Here is a 22,533-nt window from a genome sequence, read left to right as displayed (position 1 = left end):
GGTCTCAGTACATCGAATAGCGCGTCGGACGGCGCGCAAGCTCGGAGCGCACATAGCCATGCTGGGCAAGCGTCTCGTCGTCGAGCGACAGCAGCACGCCGTTGACATAGGCTGCCGCCTGACGCTCACGGACGGCTATGAAGGCATTGAGGGCGTTACGGAAGAAGCGGTTCTTGGTGGACATTTCGATCTCGTTGTCAGGATCAAAGATGATCTCCTCCACAACCATAGAGTAAGCATTCGCACCCTGATTTGAAGTCAGGGTTGTGCATGCCCGCTCCTGCGATTTTGCATGGCCCTCCGGGGCGCGTAGCAAGCCGTCCACAGGCGGTGCGAACCGATTGCATCCGTGCACCCGCAACGCTACCGTCCCGCGCACAATTTCACGAGGCTCTACCCATGTTCCAGACATTCGATTCCGAGGGCGATCCGTCGGTCGGCGCACCCCGCGTTGCGGCCTTGCGCGACTGGATGGTGGCCAATGGCCTCGACGCGTTCGTTGTGCCGCGGTCGGACGAGCATCAGGGAGAATATGTGGCGGCGCGCTCGGAGCGGCTGAAATGGCTGACGGGCTTTTCGGGCTCCGCTGGCGTCGCCATCGTGCTCGCCGGCCGCGCGGTCATCTTCGTCGACGGGCGCTACCAACTGCAGGTCCGCCAGCAGGTGGATATGAACGTGTTCACGGTCGCCAGCCTGATCGACACGCCACCCGCCGCCTGGATCCAGGAAAACCTCGGCAAGGGCCTTCGCATCGGCTTCGATCCGTGGCTGCTCACCATCGGCGACGTGAAAGCGCTGGCCGCTTCCGCCGAGAAGATCGGCTCGACTCTCGTTCCCGTGCCGAGCAACCCGATCGATCAGCTGTGGCAGGATCAGCCGTCGCCGCCGCTCGGGCGCGTCGAGATCCACCCGGCCAAGTTTGCCGGGGAACTGGCGAAGCAGAAGTTGCAGCGACTGGCTCAGGCCGTCGCAAAGGATGGCGCCACGCACGTCGTGCTCACCGATCCGTCGTCGATCGCCTGGGCCTTCAACATCCGTGGATCGGACGTACCACACACGCCGCTTGCGCTCGGTTTCGCGATACTTGCGGCCGACGGCAAGCACCTGCTCTTCATGGACAAGCGCAAGCTGCCGATCGAGCCGGAGGCATATCTTACCCAGCTCTGCGATCTCCGCGCGCCCGGCGACCTTGAGCCGGCGCTTGCCGCCCTCGCCCGGGGCGGGGCGCGCATTTCGCTCGACCCTGTTCTCGCCGCCGAGAAGCTCAGGATGATCGTGGTGGACAACGGCGGCACGGTGGTCGAGGCGCCGGATCCGGCGCGCATCCCGCGCGCGACGAAGAACCGCGCCGAGATCGACGGCAGCCGCGCCGCGCATCGCCGCGACGGCGCTGCAGTGACGAAGTTCCTGTGCTGGCTGGACCGTACCGATCCCGACACGCTGGACGAGATCGCCACCGTGACGAAGCTCGAAGAGTGCCGTCGCACGACCGGCGAGGAAACCCAGATGCCGTTGCGCGACGTGTCGTTCGCGACGATCTCCGGCGCAGGTCCGAACGGCGCTATGATGCACTACAAGGTGTCGCGCGGCACCAACCGCCGGCTTGCACGCGGCGAGCTCTATCTGGTCGATTCCGGCGCACAGTACCAGGATGGCACCACGGACATCACCCGCACGGTGCCCATCGGCGCGCCGACCGAGGAGATGCGCGAGCGCTTCACCCTCGTCCTGAAGGGAATGATCGGGATTTCGACACTGCGTTTCCCGCCGGGCACGCGCGGCATGGACATCGACGCCTTTGCCCGCATCGCGCTATGGAGGCGGGGCTGCGACTTCGCCCACGGCACGGGCCACGGCGTCGGCTCCTACCTCTCCGTGCATGAAGGGCCCCAGCGTATCGCCAGGACGGGAACGCAGACGCTGCTGTCCGGCATGATGCTGTCCAACGAACCCGGCTACTACAAGGAAGGCCACTACGGCATCCGCATCGAAAACCTCATCCTCGTCACGCCTGAAGAGCCCATCGAAGGCGGTGATATTCCCATGCACGCCTTCGAGACGCTCACCCTCGTGCCGATCGACCGCCGGCTGATCAAGGCCGAGCTTCTCAGCGAAGCCGAACGCGGCTGGCTCAACGCCTATCACGCCCGCGTGCTGGCCGAGATCGGCCCGATGGTCGACGGCGAAACGCTTGCATGGCTGGAGGCGGCGACGGCGGAGATTTGAGCGGGCCGCCCTAAACGTTCGCCTTATCGAGGATCTCGCTCATCCTCGCGCGCCAATCCCTGCCGCCCGCCTTGAACTTGGCAAGGGTATCCGGACTGAGGCGCAGGGTTACCGCTTGCTTCGGTGAATCGACACGCGGACGCCCCCGTCCGCGGCGGATGTTCTCCGCCAATTCGGGAAAGGCTTCGGCAAATGGCTTTGCTTTCTTTAGATCGTCGGCGCTGAACTCTGGATTGTCGGAGACGTCGTTCCAATCCTCTATTCCGTATCCACGGCCTTCAACGAATTCGGATTGCCTCTTGGGTATCTTGGTCATGGCAGTAGCTTTCGTTCCTCGTGACTGGCCGGTCGCATTGAGATCAGGGACAGCGCCTCCGATCCGAGCGGCACGAAGATCACGACGATGCAGGCGTCCTCGATGCGGCCAATGGCCTGCATCCGGTTTTGCTTCGCGGGACGAACCAGCGAGGTCAGAAAGAAGTCGAGGGATAGAGCGGCAAAATCGAGACCATGCTTCTCGAGATTCGCCCGCCTTTTGCGTTCGTCCCAGACGATTTCCACGCATTATCCGTACACGAAAATCGCTGGCAGTCAATTATTTTCGTGTACTTAATATAGACTGCCCCTACCCCACCACCTGCCGCATGGCGATCAGCACGGCGGCGCCGATCAGGAACATCGGCAGCAGGCCGTAGCGCAGCGATACGAACCCGGCGACCAGCATGGCGACGAACTCCGCCGGTCCCGCGGTGAGGATGGCCGGCGCCACCAGCGTGGTGAGAACGGCGGCCGGAACCGCGTTCAAGCCGGCCAGGACGCGGGGATGGACCTTTTCGAAGCGCGACAGGACGAGGTGCCCGCCGACGCGCGTCAGGTAGGTCAGTATGGCGGCGAAGAAGATGATCCAGAGGGTGGTGCTCATGCCGTCGGGCTTTCTTGCTTGTCCGGCGCGGCGATGGCGCCGAGGATCACGCCGACCAGAGCGCCGATCGAGACGTGCCAGGGAGATCCGATCGTCTTGTAGGCCACGATCGACGCGATGCCGCTGGCGATCACCACGGGCAGCCAGAGCGGCCGCTTGCGGAAGCTCATCACGAGCCCGAGGAAGTAGATGGGCAGCAGGAAGTCTATGCCGAGTGCGCGGGTGTCGGGGATCAGCCGCCCGAACAGCGCGCCCAGGCCGCTCTGGACCGTCCAGTTGACATACATGACGAGCCCCATGCCCATGTACCAGACGAAGCTGACGGGCCTGCCCGTCTCGGCCTTGCGTTCGGTTTCCGCGAACTGCGGATCCGTCAGGAGGAAATAGGCGATCGCCTGCTGGCCCAGCGGCCAGTGGGTGAGATGCCGGCCGATGGTCGCCGAATAGAGCACGTGGCGGAAGTTGACGGCGAAGATCGAGAGCACCACCAGCCATGGCGCGATGTGCTGTCCGAACAGCTCGATGCCGACCATCTGGCTGGCGCCGCCGAAGATGGCCGCGCTCATGATGACCACTTCGGCGACGGTGAAGCCGTTGTCCACGGCGACCGCGCCGAACAACAGCGCGAACGGCGCCGATGCGATGACGACGGGCATCCCCATGCGCACGCCTTCGAGAAACTCGGACGCGCGGCTGCGCTGGGGTATCGCTTCGGTGGCCAAAAGAAACTCCTGCGGACGCCGCGATACCTAGGCGAGCCAGGCTGTCGTGTCACACGAATTCGGTTGAGGCAGTGATCAACGGCAGTGAAGCACGGCGACGCCGGATCGCTATTGCTTCACACGTTCGAACCATTGGTCCTCGTCGATCACTTCGATGCCGAGTTGCGTCGCCTGCTTGAGCTTCGAGCCAGCGCCGGGACCGGCGACAACCAGGTCCGTTTTCTTCGACACCGAGCCCGCAACTTTCGCGCCGAGCTTTTCGGCCATGGCCTTGGCCTCGTCGCGCGACATCTTTTCCAGCGAGCCGGTGAACACCACCGTCTTGCCGGCGACCGGCGATGAGGTGACCTCAACGGGCTGTTCGTCCAATGGAGTGACCTCCGCCAGCAGTGCGTCCACGACCGCGAGGTTGTGCTCCTCGTCGAAGAAGTCGACGATAGCCTCCGCCACGATGTCTCCGATGCCGCCGACCGCGCGAAGTTCCTGCCAGGCCGCGTTGCCCGGGTCGCCCTTGCCCTCCGGCATGACCGCCTGTTCGCCGACCTCGCGCAACGCCTTGAACGAATGGAAGTGCCTGGCCAGCCGCTTGGCGTTCGTCTCGCCGACGTGGCGGATGCCGAGCGCGTGCAGGAAGCGCCAGAACTCGACCCGACGGCGCTCGTCGATCGCCGCGTAGAGCTTGCGCGCCGAAAGCGCCCCGAAGCCTTCGATGTTCTCGAGCTTGGTCAGCGACTTCTCCTGCCGCCCCTTCAGGGTGAAGATGTCTGCCGGCGAGCGGATCCGGAGCGACGGGTCATCGACATGGAAGAAGAACTCGATCTGCTTTTCGCCCAGACCCTCGATGTCCAGCGCATTGCGCGACACGAAGTGCCGAAGCCGCTCCACCGCCTGCGCCGGGCAGATCAGGCCGCCGGTGCAGCGGCGCACTGCCTCCCCGTCCTCCCGCACGGCGTGGCTCCCACAGGCGGGGCAGGTCTCGGGAAACCGGTACGGGACCGAACCCGCCGGACGCTTGTCCGGTACGATGTCGAGGATCTGCGGGATGACGTCGCCGGCGCGCTGCACGACGACGGTGTCGCCGATGCGGATGTCCCTGCCCTCGCGGATCGGCTGGCCGCTGTTGCCGATGCCCCTGATGTAGTCCTCGTTGTGCAGGGTGGCGTTGGTCACCACCACGCCGCCGACCGTCACCGGCGTCAGCCGCGCCACCGGCGTCATCGCGCCGGTGCGGCCGACCTGGATGTCGATGCCGTTGAGGATCGTCATCGCCTTCTCGGCGGCGAACTTGTGCGCGATCGCCCAGCGCGGGCTGCGCGACACGAAGCCGAGGCGCTGCTGCAGTTCCAGGCTGTCCACCTTGTAGACGACGCCGTCGATGTCGTAGCCGAGCGTGGCGCGGTTCTCCTCGATCGAATGGTACTGCGACAGCAGGCCCTCGACGTCCGCAAACTTCTTCATCAGCGGGTTGGTGCGAAAGCCGTAGCGGCCGAGCATCTCGACCATGCCCGTCTGGGTCTCCGCCGGCATCTTCGACACCTCGCCCCAGGCATAGGCGAAGAAGCGTAGCGGACGGCTGGCGGTAATCGAGGTGTCGAGCTGGCGCAGCGAGCCGGCCGCGGCGTTTCGCGGATTGGCGAAGGTCTGCTTGCCGGCGTCTGCGTTGCGCCGGTTGAGTTCGGCGAAATCGACATGGCCCATGTAGACTTCGCCGCGCACCTCCAGCACATCGGGGAAATCGCCCGAGAGCACGTTCGGGATGTCGGCGATGGTGCGCGCGTTCGCGGTCACGTTCTCGCCGACGGCGCCGTCGCCCCGGGTCGCCGCCGTCACGAGGCGCCCGTTCTCGTAGCGCAGTGAAAGAGAGAGCCCGTCAATCTTGGGCTCGGCCGTGATCGGCAGTTCGCCGCCATCCATGCGCAGGAAGCGGCGCATGCGCGCCACCCATTCCGTGACATCCTCGTCGGCAAACGCATTGTCCAGCGACAGCATCGGAACGGCATGGACGACCTTGCCGAACTTTTCCGATACCGCCGCGCCCACCTTCCGCGACGGCGAATCATCACGAACCAGGTCGGGAAACCGCTGCTCGATCGCGAGATTGCGGCGGCGCAGCGCATCGTAGTCGGCGTCCGAAATCGTGGGCGCGTCTTCCGCATGATAGCGCAGATCGTGCTCGGCGATCTCGGCCGCCAGCCGCGCCAGTTCGGCGGCGGCTTCCTCCGCGCTGAGCGAATCGACGGCTTTCGGGGACAAGGACATGATCGAACTCCGGCGCGGATGAAACGAGCGCCGCGGCTTCGCCGGGCCCCACAAGTTCTGGCGAATACCGCAAAAATGTAAACCGAATTGCCCGAGGGGCGTTCAGCCAACTGACATGCGCCAGCCGGAACGACTATCCAGCATTCTCGCTGAGCAGCCGCGCAGCGGCGGCCCGCGCCTCGTCGGTAATGGTTGCGCCTGCCAGCATACGCGCGATTTCCTCACGCCGCTGGAGCGGGTCGATCTGGCTGATTCCCGTAGCCACGCGCTCGGCGTTGCCGGATTTCGCGATCAGCAGGTGCGTGTTGGCCCGGGCGGCGACCTGCGGCGCGTGCGTGACCGAGAGCACCTGCACGCCTTTGGCGAGCCGCGCCAGCCGTTGTCCGATCGCGTCGGCCACCGCGCCGCCCACGCCGGTGTCGATCTCGTCGAAAACCAGCGTCGGCGCAGAGCCGCGATCGGCCAGCGCGACCTTGAGCGCCAGCAGGAAGCGCGACAGCTCGCCGCCTGACGCGACCTTCATCATCGGTCCGGCGCGCGTCCCCGGATTGGTCCGGACCCAGAACTCGATCTCGTCAATGCCGGCTTCCTGCCGGTTTTCCGTCTCCGTCGAAGTTTCGACGATGAACTCCGCCCGCTCCAGCTTCAAAGCCGGGAGTTCGGCCATGACGACCTTGACGAGGTGTTGCGCTGCGGCGCCGCGCAGGGCGGACAGGGCCTCGGCAAGACGGTCATAGGCCTCCCGCGCCGTCACCACCTGCTTCTCCAGCGCCTGCAGCCGCTCCGCCCCGGCGTCGAGCTCCGCCACGTCTGCCGACATGGTGTCGCGCAGTTGGGCGAGGTCGTCGACCGGTACGGAGAATTTTCGCGACGCCGCGCGCAGCGCAAATAGCCGCTCCTCGGATTTTTCCAGCGCATGCGGGTCGAACTCGGACGCGCGCATTGCGGCATCGACTGCCGATTGCGCCTCATCGAGCGAAATCAGCGCCTCGTCCAGCGTGCGGATGATCTCGTCCAGCAAGCCCGGCGCGTCGGCCTGCTTGCGCTGCAGCCGCCTCAGCAGCGCCGCCAGCGCCGGCAGCGGCGAGGATGAGCCGGCGAGCACGTCCTCCGCATCCTTGATGTCCGTCGCAATCTTTTCGGCGCGCATCATGGCGGTCCGCCTTTCGGCGAGTTCGGTTTCCTCGCCCGGTTGCGGATCGAGCTTGGACAGTTCGTCTACGGAGGCCCGCAGGTAATCGGCCTCGCGCGCCGCCGCTTCCACCTTGGCGCGGTGCCGCGACAGTTGCTGCTCCGCCTCCCGCCACAGACGCCAGGCCTGGGCAACCTCGCGGGCAGCGCCGAGGTGGCCGCCGAAAGCGTCGAGCAGTTCGCGGTGCGCGGAGGCGTCGACCAGCGCGCGGTCGTCGTGCTGGCCGTGGATCTCGACCAGCGCGCGCCCGATGTCGCGCATCAGCGAGACGCTCGCCGGCTGGTCGTTGACGAAGACGCGGGTTCGGCCGTCCGCGGTCTGCACGCGGCGCAGCAGGATGTCGCCGTCGTCGTCGATCGCATTGTCGGCCAGGATGGCGCGCGCCGGATGATTGCGCGGCACGTCGAACGCGGCGGTCACCTGCCCCTGGTTGGCGCCGTGGCGCACCAGGGACGCATCGCCCCGGGCGCCCAGCGCCAGTGACAGCGCGTCGAGAAGGATGGATTTTCCGGCGCCCGTCTCGCCGGTAAGCACCGACAGGCCGGACGCGAACTCGATATCGAGCCGCTCGATCAGAACGATGTCGCGGATCGAGAGCTGTGACAGCATTTAGGGATCGTCAGCCGCCTATGATCAGCTTGCTGGCATTGGACAGCCACGAGCCCGCGCTCTGGCGCGGCTCCAGCCCGCCGGATTGCAGCAGCTTGTAGGAGTCCTTGTACCACTGGCTGTCCGGGAAGTTCTGCCCGAGCACTGCCGCCGCCGCCTGCGCTTCCTGGGCCAGACCCATCGCGTAGTAGGCCTCGGTCAGGCGCGCCAGCGCCTCTTCCACGTGGCGGGTGTTGGAATAGTTCTCCACGACGTAGCGGAAGCGCTTGATCGAGGCGATGTATTCCCGCCGCTCGAGATAATAGCGGCCGATCTGCATCTCCTTGCCGGCGAGCTGGTCGCGGGCAAAGCGAATCTTCGACTGGGCGTCATCCACATATTCGGAGTCGGGCCAGCGCTGCACCACCTCGTCCATCGCCTCGATGGCGCGGCGCGATTCCTTCTGGTCCTGTGTCACGTCGCGGATCTGGCGGAAGTAGGACAGGCCCACGATGTACTGGGCATAGGCGGCGTCTTCACTCGACGGATAAAGCTGCACGTAGCGCTTCCCGGAGTTGATCGCTTCCTCGTAGTTGCCCTCGCGATAGTTGGTGAATGCGCTCATCACCATCGCCTTGCGCGCATACTCCGAATACGGATGCTGTCGGTCGATGGCTGCAAACTTGCGGCCCGCCTCCTTGAGACGCCCGGCATTCAGGTTGGCGAGGCCTTCATTGTAGAGCTGGTCCGCAGGATCGGTCTGTTCGACATAGGTCGCCAGATCGATGTCGTCGCTCGACTGGCAGGCCGACAGCGCCAGCGGCGCCGCCAGTGCAAGCACCGCGGTCAGAGCGCGAGCTTTCGACCTTGCACCTGTTATCACATGCATACTGAAGTCCGCCCCTTCGGCGTCGCTGCTTCGAGCATCGCGCCATAAAACACAACCGCCCCCACCGGGCAACGCCATGCTCTTGCAATGGCGCATTTTTGTGGCGCGCGACGCAATCCGGCGTCACCTTCCCGCAACACGCGCCAAAAAATGCTTAATGCAACGAGAACGGACGTCGCGCAACCGTCAGAGCGTCCAGGGAGCGTAGGCCGGGCTGTTCACCGCCATCATTTCGACGGCGCGTCCGCGCTGGCGGCGCGACGTCTCGACGATCTCGAAGGCCGTAGGATCGGCCAGCAGGCGGCGCAGCGCCGTCGCGTTCAGCTTGTGGCCGCCGCGATAGGACCTGAAACAGCCGATGAAACGCGCTCCCGCAAGCGCCAGATCGCCCATCGCGTCGAGCACCTTGTGGCGCGCAAACTCGTTGTCGTAGCGAAGTCCGCCCATGTTGATGACGCGGTTGTCGTCGCCGATGACCACGGAATTCTCCAGCGAGGAGCCGAGCGCATAGCCGGCCGCCCACAGGCGCTCGACATCCTTCATGAAGCCGAAGGTGCGGGCCCGCGCGATATCGCGCCTGAACATGCTGGCGGACAAGTCTCCGGCAAAGATCTGGCGGCCGATGGCCGGGCTTGAGAAATCGATCTCAACCTCGAATCGCGTGCCGTTGTAGGGCCGGAACTCCGCCCATGAAGGCCCGTTCTCGACGCGAATCGGCTTGATGATGCGCAGATAGCGGCGCTTGACGGAAAGCTCTTCGATACCGGCCTGCTCGAACGCCTCGACGAACGGCGCGGCGCTTCCATCGAGAATCGGCACTTCGCCGCCGTCCAGTTCGATCAGCACATTGTCGATGCCGAGGCCGAACAGCGCCGCCATCAGATGTTCGACGGTCGCGACATGCGGACCACCGGGATCACCGAGCACCGTGCACAGATCGGTGGAGCCGACCTCCGAATGCAGCGCGCGCAATTCGCGAACGGAGCCGTCAGCGCCCGTCACCTGGAAAATCACGCCGCTATCCGCGTCCGCGGGATGGAAGTGCACCGTCACCGGCTTCCCGCTATGGACGCCTATTCCTGACAGCGTGGCGCGCGCCGCCAAGCTCGTTTGATATTCTTGCAAACCAAACCCCATGGCCCGTCCGATCGAGACGCCCGCTTCGCCAGCCCCTTGGCTGCGGACTTTCTTGCAGGGCGTGCAGCCGACAGGCCGTCTGCAACGCCGCTTGTTTCGGCACGGAACATAGTCTCCGGCGGGAAAGACTCCAAATCACTGTTTCTTACTCCGTGTAACGGCCACTGCACATTCAGATGCACAGGTAAACCATTGGAGTAACGTATCTTTAACGAATCGGGGTGGGCACCGTGGTGCCCACCCCGAAACGCTGCCTGAGCCCCAGTGAGACGTCAGTTGGCTTGCCGGCGAAGGAACGCGGGAATCTCCAGCTGGTCGTCGTCATGGTCCGTGCGCGGTTGCGGGTTGAGCCGGCCGTGATCGTCCAGCTGTCCGCGTCGCGGTGCATAGAGTTGCGGGTCCTGGCTGGCCAGGCGGCGCGCCTCGGGCGCGGGCTGGCGCAGCTTCGGCTCGCGCGGCTGGGCGGCCGGCTGCAGCCGCGCAGGCTCTTCTTCCTTGCGCGCCAGGCCGTTGGTCAGGCGCTTCAGAAGCCCCATCGGACCGCGGTCCTCAGGCGCCTGCGGGCGTGCCTTCGCCTCGAGCTCGGCCTTCACCACCGGAGGAAAGTCCTCGACGCGCGGCATCCGCGTCTGCTGGACCGCCGCCGGCTGCGCCATCTCGCGAACGACCGCGGGCTGCGGCTGCGGCGCTACCTGCTGAACGGGCAGCGGGGCGGCCGGAGGCGCCTGGAAAAGCTTGCTCTGCGGGCGGAAATCATCCGCCGGAGCCACGGCTAAAGGGCGCGTCTGGATGGTATCCCCTCCCATGTCCGCGCTGCGGATGACGTCGGCGATCGGATCCGCCGCACGCGTCTCGACGCGCGCTTCCGCGACCTGCGGCTGCTGGCGGGGATCGACCGGACGCTGCTGGACCGGCTTCATCGGCTGGCGCACCGAAATCGGCGCAGCAGCGATCTCCGCCGCCGTCTTGTCGATGCCCGTGGCCACCACCGACACGCGGATGACGCCCTCGAGGCCCTCGTCGAAAGTCGCGCCGAGGATGATGTTGGCTTCGGGATCAACTTCCTCGCGGATGCGGGTCGCGGCTTCGTCGACCTCGAACAGGGTCAGGTCGCGACCCCCGGTGATCGAGATCAGCAGGCCCTTGGCGCCCTTCATCGAGCTCTCGTCGAGCAGCGGATTGGCGATCGCTGCCTCGGCGGCCGCCATGGCGCGGCCCTCGCCGGACGCTTCGCCGGTGCCCATCATCGCCTTGCCCATCTCGCGCATCACCGAGCGCACGTCGGCGAAGTCGAGGTTGATCAGGCCTTCCTTGACCATCAGGTCGGTGATGCAGGCGACGCCGGAGTAGAGAACCTGGTCCGCCATCGCGAAGGCGTCGGCAAAGGTGGTCTTGTCATTGGCGATCCGGAACAGGTTCTGGTTCGGAATGACGATCAGCGTGTCGACGCTCTTCTGCAGTTCCTCGATGCCGAAGTCGGCCGTCTTCATGCGGCGCTGGCCTTCGAAGTGGAACGGCTTGGTCACCACGCCGACGGTGAGGATGCCCTTTTCGCGAGCCGCGCGGGCAACCACCGGGGCTGCGCCCGTGCCGGTGCCGCCGCCCATGCCGGCCGTGACGAAGCACATGTGGGTGTTCGACAGATGGTCGATGATCTCATCGATGCATTCCTCGGCAGCCGCGCGCCCCACTTCCGGCTGCGAGCCCGCCCCCAGGCCCTCGGTCACATGCGCGCCGAGCTGGATCAGGCGCTCGGCCTTCGACATGGTCAGCGCCTGCGCGTCAGTGTTCGCGACCACGAAATCGACACCGCGCAGGCCGGCGGTGATCATGTTGTTCACCGCGTTGCCGCCGCCGCCGCCGACACCGAATACGGTAATCCGAGGCTTCAGTTCGGTAATATCGGGTTTCTTGAGATTGATGGTCATCTGTCGTTTCCTTCGCCTTTCGCCGCTCGCCGCTGCGGCTGCCTATGGGGCTGTCCCCGCCCGACTAAAAACTGTCCCTGAACCACTGGCCGACCCGGTAGAGCCTGCCATTGGTGCCTGTCGCCCGCAGCAGCGGGCCTGCCTTCGGCTGCCGCCCTTCAAAGCCGGCTGCCTGCGGATAGATCAGCAGGCCGACCGCCGTCGCGAAGGCCGGGCCCTTTGCCGCTTCCGGCAGGCCGGCAACGCCGAGCGGTCGTCCGATGCGTACGTTGCGTCCCAGCACCCGCCGCGCCGCCTCGGGAAGTCCGCCGAGTTGGCTGGCGCCGCCAGTCAGAATCACTCGCTTGCCGACGGCGTTGCCGTACCCGGAAGCGTTGAGTCGGTCGCGCAGGATCTCCAGCGTCTCTTCGACGCGGGCGCGGATGATGCGCGTCATCGCCGCGCGCGGAACCTGCATCGCCATATCGCTGTCGTCGCCGATCGGCTGCACCGAAACGACGTCACGGTCGTCGGCGCCGCTCGGCAGCGCCGATCCGTGCATGACCTTCAGCCGCTCGGCGTCTTCGAGCCGCGTGGACAGACCCTTTGCGAGATCGAGCGTCACGTGGTTGCCGCCGATCGGGATCGAATCGCAATGCGCGAACTTGCCGTCTGCAAAGATGGAGATCGTCGTCGTGCCGCCGCCCATGTCGACGCAGGCGGCGCCCATCTCGAGTTCGTCGTCGACCAATGCGGAAAGGCCACTGGCGTAAGGCGTCGCCACCATGCGCTCGACCGAGAGATGCGCGCGATTGACGCAAAGCTCCAGGTTGCGCAGCGGGGCAGCATCGCCCGTCAGAACATGCATGTCGACGCCAAGCGTGTCGCCGATCATGCCGCGGGGATCGCGCACGCCGCGTTCGCCGTCGAGCGAGAAGGCGACCGGCAGCGAATGCACGACCTGGCGCTGCACCTTGAGCGCCTGCTTGGCGCCTGCGGCCAGCACGCGCTTCACGTCCGCCGCCTCGACCTCATGGCCGCCCAGATTGATGGTCGCGGAAAAAACCTCGCTCTTCAGCCGCCCTGCACTCAGATTGACGAACAGCGAGTCGACCGTCAGCCCCGCCATGCGTTCCGCTGCATCGACCGCTAGGCGGATCGCCTGCTCGGCGCGATTCAGGTCGACGACGACGCCCGACTTCACGCCTTGCGACTTCTGGTGCCCGATGCCGATCACCTGGATCTGATGCGTACGCCGCTTCAGCAGGTTGCTGCCCTCGCGCGGCTTGAGCTTGGCGATCATGCAGCACACCTTGCTCGACCCCACGTCGAGAACGGTGACAATGCCCGATCGAAGCGACTGGTCAGCCGATTGCCCACCGAGCCAGTTCATGTCCTTTTCCCCGCCTTCTTGCGCGCCTTTGCCTGCGCATCCAGTTCCGCCGTACGGCGCTCCATTGCGTCAGGCGTAAGCTGCAGCACCAGGCGGTCGGGGATGCGCATGTCGACCGCGGAAACGTCGCGTGACAGCAACCCGCCCTGCTTGTCGAAGGCGATCAGGCTTACGATCGCCTCTTCCTCGCCGTACTCGGGCAGCTTCACGGTCATGCCGTTGTTCAGCTTCAGGTCCCACCGGCGCTCGGCGACGCGCACATAGGCCCGCACCCGCGAGGCGACCTCGGGGTGCTTCGCCATCTTTGCGATGAAGCCCGCGGCATCGCGGTCGGCGCCCAGACCGATGACCTGCGGCAGCCCGGAAAGAGCCCCGCCGGCGAACGGCGCGATGACCCGTCCGTTTTCCTCGATCACCGAGAGTTCGCTGCCGCGCTGCCAGATCGCGAAGGGCTCGCGCTCCTTGATCTGCACTTCGATCTCGTCCGGATAGACCTTCCGCACCGAAGCCACCTCGACCCAGGGCAGCGACGCCACACGCTCGCGCGCCGTCTCGGCATTGAAGCCGATCAGCGAGGTCCAGCCATCCAGGCCGAGCTGGTCGAGAATATCGATCTCGGAGGTATGCTGATGTCCGATCACACGCACCTCGTCGACGGCGAAGCCGGTGCGGGCCGTAACGGCCTGCGCGTAGTCCGGCATGCGTCCGCCAACATAGGCGCCATAAACACCGGTGATCGCGAAGAAGCCGACCGTCAGCATCGTCGCCGCATAGGGCGGCGGCGCGATCTCGCCGTCATTCAGCCTCTTGAGGAGGCGCGCCGGCCGCCGCAGCCACTTGGGCAGGACCATGCGCTCACGCAGCGCAGCAACCGGCCCGACGCCCGCGAAGCGCGCACCGGCCCTGTCATCCTGTCCCGTCCTCAACGCAAACACGAGGCGTCCTCCACCATCCAACTCAGGAGCTCGCCGAACGTGTGACCTGCTTCAGCGGCGATCTCGGGCACCAAGGAGGTGGGCGTCATGCCCGGCTGGGTGTTGATCTCCAGCCAGACAACTTCCCCGTTTTCCGAATGACGGTCGTCGTAACGGAAATCAGACCTGGAAACGCCGCGACAGCCGATTGCTTGGTGAGCCTTCAGCGCCAGTGTCTGTATTTTTTGGTAAATATTCGGTGAAATTTTCGCCGGAACCTCATGATTTGAGCCTCCAGGCACATACTTCGAGTCGTAATCGTAGAAATTGTGACCGACCGGAATGATCTCGCAGACGCCAAGCGCGACGTCGCCCATCACCGTGCAGGTCAGTTCACGCCCGTAGATGTAGCGCTCGACCATGACTTCGTCGCCGTAGCGCCAATCGTCCGACGCAATGATCTGCGGCGCATGCGACTGCCCCTCCTTGACGATGACGACGCCAAAGCTCGACCCCTCATTGACGGGCTTCACCACATAGGGAGGCTTCATCGGATGATCGCCGACGATCTTGCGACGATCCATGATCCGCGACTGGGCGACCGGAACGCCGACCGCCTTGACGACGCACTTGGCCTTTTCCTTGTTCATAGCAAGCGCCGAAGCCAGCACGCCGGAATGGGTGTACGGGATCGCGAGATACTCGAGAATGCCCTGGATCGTGCCATCCTCGCCGAACGGCCCATGCAGCGCATTGAAGGCAACGTCCGGCCGGAGCCTATCGAGCACAGCAGCAACATCGCGATCGACATCGATCCTTGTGACCCTATACCCCTCAGCTTCGAGCGCATCGGCGCAAGCGCCTCCGGAAGAGAGGGAGACTGGCCGCTCCGACGAGAATCCGCCCATCAGTACGGCCACATGCTTACCGGTCATACCCTCTCATTCCCTCGACATCGGGACCATGAATCCATGCTCATGACTCGACCGTCTCCGGCAGGTTTCCCCCCAGCCCGAAACGCGTGCTCCGCGTGAACGACTCAAATCAGGAACGCTTACAGGCCCAAAGAATCAGAGACTGGATTCCGTGGCAAGAACTCAATTTGAATTAATTTGCACGGGCTTCCGCTTTCGATTCCGGAAGGCCGAAAACCGTTGTTTCTGCGACATATTTGCATCGCGCAAATGGTCGCGGGAGGCCCTTGCGAAGCGGGCTCGAGACGCCCGGCGCAAGTCTCAGAGCAGTTGCCCGAGAAACTCCTGAACCTCGCGGCCCGGCTTGAACTCGCCGATGCGCTTGATCTCCCACTCGAGGCGGATGCCGGCGTTTTCGAGAACGCGCGCGCGGACCGCCTCGCCCAGATATTCGAGATCGTATCCGGTGGCGGTTCCGGTGTTGATCATGAAGTTGCAGTGCATCGGCGACATCTGCGCGCCGCCGATCATCAGGCCACGGCAGCCCGCCTTGTCGATCTCCTTCCAGGCGGATGTGCCTGGAGGGTTCTTGAACGTCGAGCCGCCGGTTTTCTCGCGGATGGGCTGCACCGTCTCGCGATGTTCCTGCACCGCGTTCATCGCCGCCCGGATCGCCTCCGGCTCCTCGCGATAGCCTTCGAACACAGCCGAGGTGAAGATCATGCCGGCCGGCACGGTCGAGTGCCGGTAGGAATAGCCCATCTGCTCGTTTGAGAAGGTGTGCAGATTGCCCTGGCGGTCCAGCGCCCGCACCTCCACGACGCGTTCGCGCGTCTCCACACCGTTGGCGCCGGCATTCATCCTGAGCGCGCCGCCGACCCCTCCCGGAATGCCGTGGTAGAAGTGGAAGCCGCCGATGCCCGCCTCGAGCGCAACCGCGGCGAGCCGCTTGTCGGGTGTCGCCGCGCCCGCGCGTATCTGCGTCTCGGAAACCGCCTCCGCCTCGCCAAAACCCTTTGCAGACAGCCGCACGACAAAGCCGCGGATGCCACCCTCGCGAACCAGGAGGTTCGAGCCGATGCCCACCACCGTCACTGGTATGTCGGCAGGCACCGCCTTGAGGAACGCGGCCAGGTCTTCTTCATCCGCCGGCTGGAACAGCGCGTCGGCGACTCCGCCCGCACGAAACCAGGTGATCTTCTCCATCTCGGCGTTGGGCGAGATGCGCCCGCGCAGGCCCGAGAGCCTGTCGCCGAGCGACGCCAGGAGTTGCTCGCCACGGCTCATGCTGCGGCGTCTCCGGCAGTCAGTTCCCGCGGCAGTGCGTAGGCCCATTGGGTAATGTTGCCAGCTCCCAGGAACACCACGAAGTCGCCGGGCTTGGCGAATGCGCGGATTGCCGGCGCGACGGCGGCGGCGCCGTCGACATAACGGGCGTCCCGATGCCCGCCGGCCCGGATGCGCTCGACCAGCGCCTCCGACGTGACGCCCTCCATGGGCTCCTCTCCGGCTGCATAGACCGGCGCCACCAGTACGGTGTCGGCATCGTTGAAGCAGGCGGAGAAGTCGTCGAACAGATCGTGCAGGCGCGTGTAGCGATGCGGCTGAGCGATGGCGATGACCCGACCCTTGGTCGATTCCCGGGCAGCCCTCAGCACTGCCTTTATCTCAACCGGATGGTGCCCATAGTCGTCGAACACCTGCACGTCGTTCCAGCTTCCGGTCGGCGTGAAGCGACGCTTGACGCCGCCGAACGACGACAGCGCCGTTCGGATTGCGTCCGCAGAGATCTCCAGCTCATGTGCAACGGCAATCGCAGCGGTCGCGTTGGACACGTTATGCCGGCCGGCCATGGGCAAACGGAGATCGCGTATCGCCTGTTGCTCGCCCGATTTGCGGTTGCGGATGACGACGTCGAAGATCGAGGCTGCGCCATCCACGCGGAGGTTCTCGAAGCGCACGTCGGCCTGCGCGTTCTCGCCATAGGTGATCACCCGCCGGTCCTCGATGCGCGAGACGAGCGCCTGGACTTCGGGATGGTCGGTGCACATGACGCCGAACCCGTAGAACGGCACGTTCTCGACGAATTGCCTGAAAGCGTCCCGCACCCGGTCGAAGCTGCCGTAATGGTCGAGATGCTCCGGATCGATGTTGGTGACGACGGCGATGTCAGCCGGCAGCTTGAGGAAGGTGCCGTCGCTCTCGTCCGCCTCGACCACCATCCAGTCGCCGCGGCCGATCCGTGCATTGGTGCCATAGGCGTTGATGATGCCGCCGTTGATCACCGTCGGGTCCAGCGTTTCGAGGAGCGTGGCCACCAGCGATGTCGTGGTCGTCTTGCCGTGCGTGCCGCCGATGGCGATGGCCTGCTTGAAGCGCATCAGTTCGGCCAGCATCTCGGCGCGGCGCACGATCGGCAGCAGCCGCTCGCGGGCGGCGACGAACTCTGGATTGGACTTCTTGATCGCGGTCGAGACGACGACGACCTCCGCCTGCCCAAGGTTCTCGGCGCGGTGGCCGACAAAGCACTTGATGCCCTTGGCGGAAAGACGCTGGACGTTGGCGCTGTCGGCCTGGTCGGAGCCCTGCACCTCGTAGCCGAGGCTGTGCAGCACCTCGGCGATGCCGCTCATGCCGATACCGCCAATGCCGACGAAATGAACGCGGCCGATCGTCCGTGTCATTTTCATCGCGGCGTTTCCTTCCTGAATTCCGTTAATGGCTTGCGCCACGCAATAGCTTCTGTGAGGTTTGCGAGCAACAGCGCGGCATCCGGCTTGCCGGTCGACCGCGCGGCGGTCGCCATTGCCTCGAGCTTCTCCTGATCGCCCATCAGCACGCCGAGCCGTTCCGCGAGCTTCTCGATCGACAGCGTAGATTGGTGATGGACTTCGGCTCCGCCCGCCGCCGCAAGCGCCGCCGCGTTGGCGGCCTGGTCGTGATCGAGCGCGTGCGGATAGGGAACCAGCAGCGCCGGACGGCCGATCACCGAGATCTCGGTAACGGTCGAGGCGCCCGCCCGCGAGATAACGAGATGGGCCGCCGCCATGCGCTGCGCGAGGTCCGAAAAGAAGGGAAGTACCTCGGCCTCGATGCCGAGCTGCGCATAGGCCGCCTTGACGCGCGCCACGTCCTCGGCCCGCGCCTGCTGCGTCACCTTCAACCGCCGCCGCTCCAGATCGGGCAGCAGCGCGATGGCCGCGGGAACCGCATCGGAGAAGAACTGCGCGCCCTGGCTTCCGCCGAAGACCAGCAGGCGAAAGGTCTCGAAGGGCCACGGCGCCGCATACGGCGTCTGCAAGGCATCGAGTATCGGCTGCCGCACGGGATTGCCCGTGAAGACGTATTTTTCCGGATGCCCGCTCGCCTGCTCGGTGAGGAAGCCGCCGGCGATGGCAGTGACGCGGCCGGCCAGCGCCTTGTTGGCGCGGCCCATGACGATGTTTGCTTCGTGGATGGCGCTGGGCACGCCGCGCCGCGTCGCGGCATAGAGCGGCGGCAGCGTGGGATAGCCGCCGAAGCCGACGACCGCCTGGGCGTCGATGCGGCGGATCAGCTCCGAAGACTGCCGGACGCCCTTCCAGATCGACCAGAACGCCCTGGCAAGTGCGAGCGGATTGCGCCCCCCGGGGGTAGCCGACGGAATGTGATGAATCGCCGTCGCCGGAAAGTTCCCCGAAAATCGCTCGACACGGTCATCGGTCGCAAGGTGCACTTTCCAGCCGCGCGAAACGAGCTCATGCGCAAGCGCCTCGGCAGGAAACAGGTGTCCTCCTGTACCGCCCGCCGCCAGTAGGATCGTACCCTTCGCCATTCAGCAGATTCGCCTCATTCCGCCGGCACGTGGCGCGGATAGGCGTGGAAGCCGATCTGCTGGCGTTTTTCCGGCCGCTGCCTGGTGAGCGCCAGCACCATACCCATGGAGATGGCGATGGCGATGAGTGACGAACCACCGTACGAGATGAAGGGCAAAGTCATGCCCTTGGCCGGCATCATCTGCAAGTTGACGCCCATGTTGATGATCGACTGCAGGCCGAAGACCACCACCAGCCCGGCGACGGCATAGCGTGTGAAGTCGTCGCGTTCCTTCAGTGCGGTGTTGAGGCCCCTGAGCACGATGAAGGCGAAGATCGCCATGATCGCGAGGCAAAGGACGATGCCGAACTCCTCACCCGCGACTGCGAAGATGAAGTCGGCATGGCTGTCGGGGATGACGCGCTTGATCGTCCCCTCGCCCGGCCCGACGCCGAACCAGCCGCCGTTGATGACCGCGTCGCGCCCCATGTCGACCTGGAACGTGTCGCCTTCCCCGGTGATGAAGCGGTCGATGCGGCCAGCCACGTGCGGCAGGAACGTGTAGGCGGCCGTGGCGCCGGCGGTGCCGACAGCCCCGAGCAGGATGATCCAGAACCACGACATACCCGCCATGAAGAACATGATTCCCCACGTCGCCAGAACCAGCATCGTCTGGCCGAAGTCCGGCTGCGCGATCAGCAACACGAGCACGACGGCGAGCAGCACGATCGCGAAGAAATTGCCCGGGATGTCGGGCTGGCGGGCGTGCTCGGCGAACAGCCATGCGCTGATGATGACGAATGCCGGCTTGAGGAACTCCGAGGGCTGGATGGACAGGCCTGCGATCGACAGCCAGCGCCGCGCGCCTTTCACCTCGATGCCGATGAACAGCACCGCAATCATCATCAGCAGCATGACGCAGAGCATCACCAGCGACATCCGCCTCACCTCGCGCGCATCGAGGAAGGACACGGCGATCATCGCGACGAGGGCCGGGATCATGAAGACGATCTGCCGGACGGCGAAGTGGAATGTGTCGAGGCCGATGCGTTCGGCGACGGCGGGGCTGGCCGCGAAGGAAAGGACCACCCCGAGCACCATCAGCGAAAGGAACGCGGCCAGGAACCAGCGGTCGATCGTCCACCACCAGGTGGCGACCGGACTCTTGTCGATGCGGCTCAGCACTATCGTCCTCCCCCGATGACCTGGATACCGTCGATCGCCGCGACCGCCGCCCGGAAGGCGTCTCCGCGGACCTCGAAATTCTTGAACTGGTCGAAGCTCGCGCAGGCCGGCGACAAGAGCACCACCGGCTCGCCCTCGGCGTCCTCGGCGGCGTCGCGCGCGGCATTGGCGACCGCCGCGTCAAGCGTCCCGGAAATCTCGTAGGGCACCGCCTCGCCAAGCGTCGCCGAGAAGGCGGGCGCGGCCTCGCCGATGAGATAGGCCTTGGCGATCCGTGGGAAGAAGCCGCGCAGGGGCTCGATGCCGCCTTCCTTGGGCAGGCCTCCGACGATCCAGTAGATGCGGGGGAAGCTGGACAGGGCGGGCGCCGAGGCATCCGCGTTCGTGGCCTTGGAATCATTGACGAACAGCACGCGATCCTTGCGGCCGACCTGTTCCATACGATGCGCCAGCCCGGGAAAACTCTCCAGTCCGGACTGGATCTCGCCGAGTTCTAGTCCGACCTTGAGGCAGGCCGCGACCGCCGCCAGCGCGTTCTGCGCGTTGTGCTGGCCGCGCAGCGAGCCAATACCCTCCAGGAACGCGATGCGCTCATAGCGACCGTTGGAGGCTTCCATCAGGTTGGTGCCGTCGGCGAAGAAGCCGTCGGTCAGCGGCAGCCGCTTCGACAGGCGCACCACGGTCTTGCCCGCTCGCTCCAGCCGGTCTGCGATCTGCGCGCAATAGGCGTCGTCGACGCCGACGATCGCGGTCTCGCTGCCGGCGACGAGGCGCTCCTTGATCGTTGCGTAATGCTGCATGGTGCCGTGCCGATCGAGGTGATCGGGCGTCAGGTTGAGCAGGATGCCGGCCGTCGGATTGATGGAGGGCGTGAGATCGACCTGGTAGGACGAGCACTCGACGACGTAGAAACGGTCGGATCGCAGCGGGTCGAGCGTCATCACCGCCCGCCCGATATTGCCGCCCATCTGGGTGTCGCGACCGGCGGAATTCAGGATGTGCGCGGTCAGCGCCGTCGTGGTCGACTTGCCGTTGGTCCCCGTGATGGCGATGAATGGCGCATCGGGCGCCACTGCATTGCGCTCGCGCACGAAAAGTTCGACGTCGCCGATGACCTCGACGCCGGCCGCGCGCGCCAGCTCGACCGACCAGTGCGGCTTCGGATGCGTCAGCGGAACGCCTGGCGACAGCACCAGCGAGGTGAACGCGCTCCAGTCCTCCTGCCTGAGGTTGGCCGCAGGGATCCCCTCGGCCTCGGCGCGGGCGACGCTTTCGGGATTGTCGTCCCAGGCGACGACGTTCGCGCCGCCTTCGAGGAGGGCTCGCGCAGTCGCAATACCCGACCCGCCGAGCCCGAAGAGCGCGACGCGCTTACCGCCAAAGGTTGTGGCCGGAATCATCTGAGTTTCAACGTAGAAAGGCCGATCAGCGCCAGGATGACGGCGACGATCCAGAATCGTATCACGACCTGGCTTTCGGTCCAGCCGAGTTTCTCAAAATGATGGTGGATAGGCGCCATCAGGAACACGCGCTTGCCGGTGGTCTTGAAGACTGCGACCTGGATGATGACCGACAGCGCCTCCATGACGAACAGGCCGCCTATGATCGCCATGACGATCTCGTGCTTGGTGGCGACGGCGACGGTGCCGATCAGGCCCCCGAGCGCCAGCGAGCCGGTGTCGCCCATGAAAATCGCCGCCGGCGGCGCGTTGAACCACAGGAAGCCCAGGCCCGCCCCGATGACGGCGCCGAGGATGACCGCGAGCTCGCCGGTGCCCGGCACGAAATGGATCTGCAGGTACTCGGCGAACACCGCGTTGCCCGAGAGATAGGCGATGACGCCGAAGGACGCGGCGGCGATCATGATCGGCACGATGGCAAGACCGTCCAGCCCGTCGGTGAAGTTGACCGCGTTGCCCGCGCCGACGACGACGAACGCGCCGAACGGGATGAAGAACCAGCCGAGATTGAGCAGCAGGTCCTTGATGAACGGGAATGTCAGGGAAGAGGAGAAGGGCGCCTGGCCGGCGCGCATGATGAAGAACACGGCGATGCCGGCGATGACGAATTCGATGGCGAGTCGCGCCTTCCCGGAAAGGCCGAGATGCGACTGCTTCGTGACCTTCAGGTAGTCGTCATAAAAGCCGATCGCGCCGAACCCCACCGCCACAAGCAGCGTGACCCAGACATAGACGCTGGACAGGTTTGCCCACAGCAGCGTCGAGACGATGATGCCCGTCATGATCATCAGCCCACCCATGGTGGGCGTGCCGGCCTTCTTGAAATGCGTCTGCGGGCCATCGGCGCGGATCGGCTGTCCCTTGCCCTGCCGCAACCGCAGCGAGTCGATGATGGCCGGTCCGAACATGAACACGATCAGCGCCGACGTGATCAGCGCTCCGCCGGTGCGGAAAGTGATGTAACGGAATACGTTGAACAACTGCACCTTGTCGGCGAAGTCGACGAGCAGGGTCAGCATGCGAATTCAAT

The 22,533-nt window shown here is 65.3% G+C and carries 20 protein-coding genes; 1 reads left to right on the top strand and 19 read right to left on the bottom strand.

From position 1 onward, the window contains the following. Positions 1 to 4 precede the first annotated feature (4 nt). Entirely contained in the window at positions 5 to 184 is a 180-nt protein-coding gene (locus PD284_RS11625; RefSeq protein WP_274628358.1) for a hypothetical protein, read from the bottom strand. A gap of 215 nt (positions 185 to 399) precedes the next feature. Between PD284_RS11625 and PD284_RS11620 the strand changes: the two genes are divergently transcribed. Continuing rightward, entirely contained in the window at positions 400 to 2,226 is a 1,827-nt protein-coding gene (locus PD284_RS11620) for an aminopeptidase P family protein (RefSeq protein WP_274628357.1), read from the top strand. Between the two features lie 10 nt (positions 2,227 to 2,236). Here PD284_RS11620 and PD284_RS11615 read toward each other — a convergent pair whose 3' ends face one another. From PD284_RS11615 to mraY, 18 genes are all read right to left on the bottom strand, one after another. Further along, a complete protein-coding gene (locus tag PD284_RS11615; RefSeq protein WP_274628356.1) occupies positions 2,237 to 2,542 on the bottom strand; it encodes a BrnA antitoxin family protein in 306 nt (101 codons plus the stop codon). Beyond that, positions 2,539 to 2,787 (bottom strand): BrnT family toxin, encoded by a 249-nt coding sequence (locus PD284_RS11610; protein WP_274628355.1) that lies wholly within the window; start codon positions 2,785 to 2,787, stop codon positions 2,539 to 2,541. The genes PD284_RS11615 and PD284_RS11610 overlap by 4 nt, the downstream gene beginning before the upstream one ends. Positions 2,788 to 2,851: 64 nt before the next feature. Continuing rightward, positions 2,852 to 3,148 carry an AzlD family protein gene (locus PD284_RS11605; protein ID WP_274628354.1) on the bottom strand — a complete coding sequence of 99 codons (297 nt, stop codon included), beginning with the start codon at positions 3,146 to 3,148 and terminating at the stop codon, positions 2,852 to 2,854. Next, entirely contained in the window at positions 3,145 to 3,870 is a 726-nt protein-coding gene (locus tag PD284_RS11600) for an AzlC family ABC transporter permease (protein WP_274628353.1), read from the bottom strand. Before PD284_RS11600 ends, PD284_RS11605 begins: the two co-directional genes overlap by 4 nt. Before the next feature lie 108 nt (positions 3,871 to 3,978). Then, positions 3,979 to 6,123 (bottom strand): NAD-dependent DNA ligase LigA, encoded by a 2,145-nt coding sequence (ligA, locus tag PD284_RS11595; protein WP_274630609.1) that lies wholly within the window; start codon positions 6,121 to 6,123, stop codon positions 3,979 to 3,981. A gap of 139 nt (positions 6,124 to 6,262) precedes the next feature. Then, positions 6,263 to 7,930: a DNA repair protein RecN gene (gene recN / locus PD284_RS11590; RefSeq protein WP_274628352.1), complete on the bottom strand. Its 1,668-nt coding sequence runs from the start codon at positions 7,928 to 7,930 to the stop codon at positions 6,263 to 6,265. 10 nt (positions 7,931 to 7,940) lie between these two features. After that, positions 7,941 to 8,798, bottom strand: coding sequence for an outer membrane protein assembly factor BamD (locus PD284_RS11585; protein WP_274628351.1), 858 nt, complete (start codon positions 8,796 to 8,798; stop codon positions 7,941 to 7,943). Between the two features lie 186 nt (positions 8,799 to 8,984). Next, positions 8,985 to 9,935 (bottom strand): UDP-3-O-acyl-N-acetylglucosamine deacetylase, encoded by a 951-nt coding sequence (gene lpxC, locus PD284_RS11580; protein WP_274628350.1) that lies wholly within the window; start codon positions 9,933 to 9,935, stop codon positions 8,985 to 8,987. Between the two features lie 272 nt (positions 9,936 to 10,207). After that, positions 10,208 to 11,863 (bottom strand): cell division protein FtsZ, encoded by a 1,656-nt coding sequence (gene ftsZ / locus PD284_RS11575; RefSeq protein WP_274628349.1) that lies wholly within the window; start codon positions 11,861 to 11,863, stop codon positions 10,208 to 10,210. 64 nt (positions 11,864 to 11,927) lie between these two features. After that, positions 11,928 to 13,235, bottom strand: a complete 1,308-nt coding sequence (gene ftsA, locus PD284_RS11570) for a cell division protein FtsA (RefSeq protein ID WP_274628348.1) — start codon at positions 13,233 to 13,235, stop codon at positions 11,928 to 11,930. Continuing rightward, positions 13,232 to 14,170 carry a cell division protein FtsQ/DivIB gene (locus PD284_RS11565; protein ID WP_274628347.1) on the bottom strand — a complete coding sequence of 313 codons (939 nt, stop codon included), beginning with the start codon at positions 14,168 to 14,170 and terminating at the stop codon, positions 13,232 to 13,234. Before PD284_RS11565 ends, ftsA begins: the two co-directional genes overlap by 4 nt. Beyond that, a complete protein-coding gene (locus PD284_RS11560) occupies positions 14,158 to 15,084 on the bottom strand; it encodes a D-alanine--D-alanine ligase (protein ID WP_274628346.1) in 927 nt (308 codons plus the stop codon). The genes PD284_RS11565 and PD284_RS11560 overlap by 13 nt, the downstream gene beginning before the upstream one ends. A gap of 300 nt (positions 15,085 to 15,384) precedes the next feature. Beyond that, complete coding sequence (gene murB, locus PD284_RS11555; RefSeq protein WP_274628345.1) at positions 15,385 to 16,350, bottom strand: UDP-N-acetylmuramate dehydrogenase; 966 nt, start codon at positions 16,348 to 16,350, stop codon at positions 15,385 to 15,387. Further along, positions 16,347 to 17,753 (bottom strand): UDP-N-acetylmuramate--L-alanine ligase, encoded by a 1,407-nt coding sequence (murC, locus tag PD284_RS11550; protein WP_274628344.1) that lies wholly within the window; start codon positions 17,751 to 17,753, stop codon positions 16,347 to 16,349. Before murC ends, murB begins: the two co-directional genes overlap by 4 nt. Continuing rightward, entirely contained in the window at positions 17,750 to 18,877 is a 1,128-nt protein-coding gene (gene murG, locus PD284_RS11545) for an undecaprenyldiphospho-muramoylpentapeptide beta-N-acetylglucosaminyltransferase (protein ID WP_274628343.1), read from the bottom strand. Before murG ends, murC begins: the two co-directional genes overlap by 4 nt. Before the next feature lie 14 nt (positions 18,878 to 18,891). After that, on the bottom strand, positions 18,892 to 20,043 hold the full coding sequence (gene ftsW, locus PD284_RS11540) for a putative lipid II flippase FtsW (protein WP_274628342.1): 1,152 nt from the start codon (positions 20,041 to 20,043) through the stop codon (positions 18,892 to 18,894). Then, positions 20,043 to 21,443 carry a UDP-N-acetylmuramoyl-L-alanine--D-glutamate ligase gene (gene murD, locus PD284_RS11535; RefSeq protein ID WP_274628341.1) on the bottom strand — a complete coding sequence of 467 codons (1,401 nt, stop codon included), beginning with the start codon at positions 21,441 to 21,443 and terminating at the stop codon, positions 20,043 to 20,045. Before murD ends, ftsW begins: the two co-directional genes overlap by 1 nt. Continuing rightward, positions 21,440 to 22,522 carry a phospho-N-acetylmuramoyl-pentapeptide-transferase gene (mraY, locus tag PD284_RS11530; RefSeq protein WP_274628340.1) on the bottom strand — a complete coding sequence of 361 codons (1,083 nt, stop codon included), beginning with the start codon at positions 22,520 to 22,522 and terminating at the stop codon, positions 21,440 to 21,442. The genes murD and mraY overlap by 4 nt, the downstream gene beginning before the upstream one ends. Positions 22,523 to 22,533 lie beyond the last annotated feature (11 nt).

Origin of the sequence: Mesorhizobium shangrilense (assembly GCF_028826155.1) — a bacterium.
Classification (GTDB): Bacteria; Pseudomonadota; Alphaproteobacteria; order Rhizobiales; family Rhizobiaceae; genus Arvimicrobium; species Arvimicrobium flavum.
Note: the sequence above shows the minus strand (reverse complement) of the source record. Positions and strands in the feature narration are given on the sequence as shown.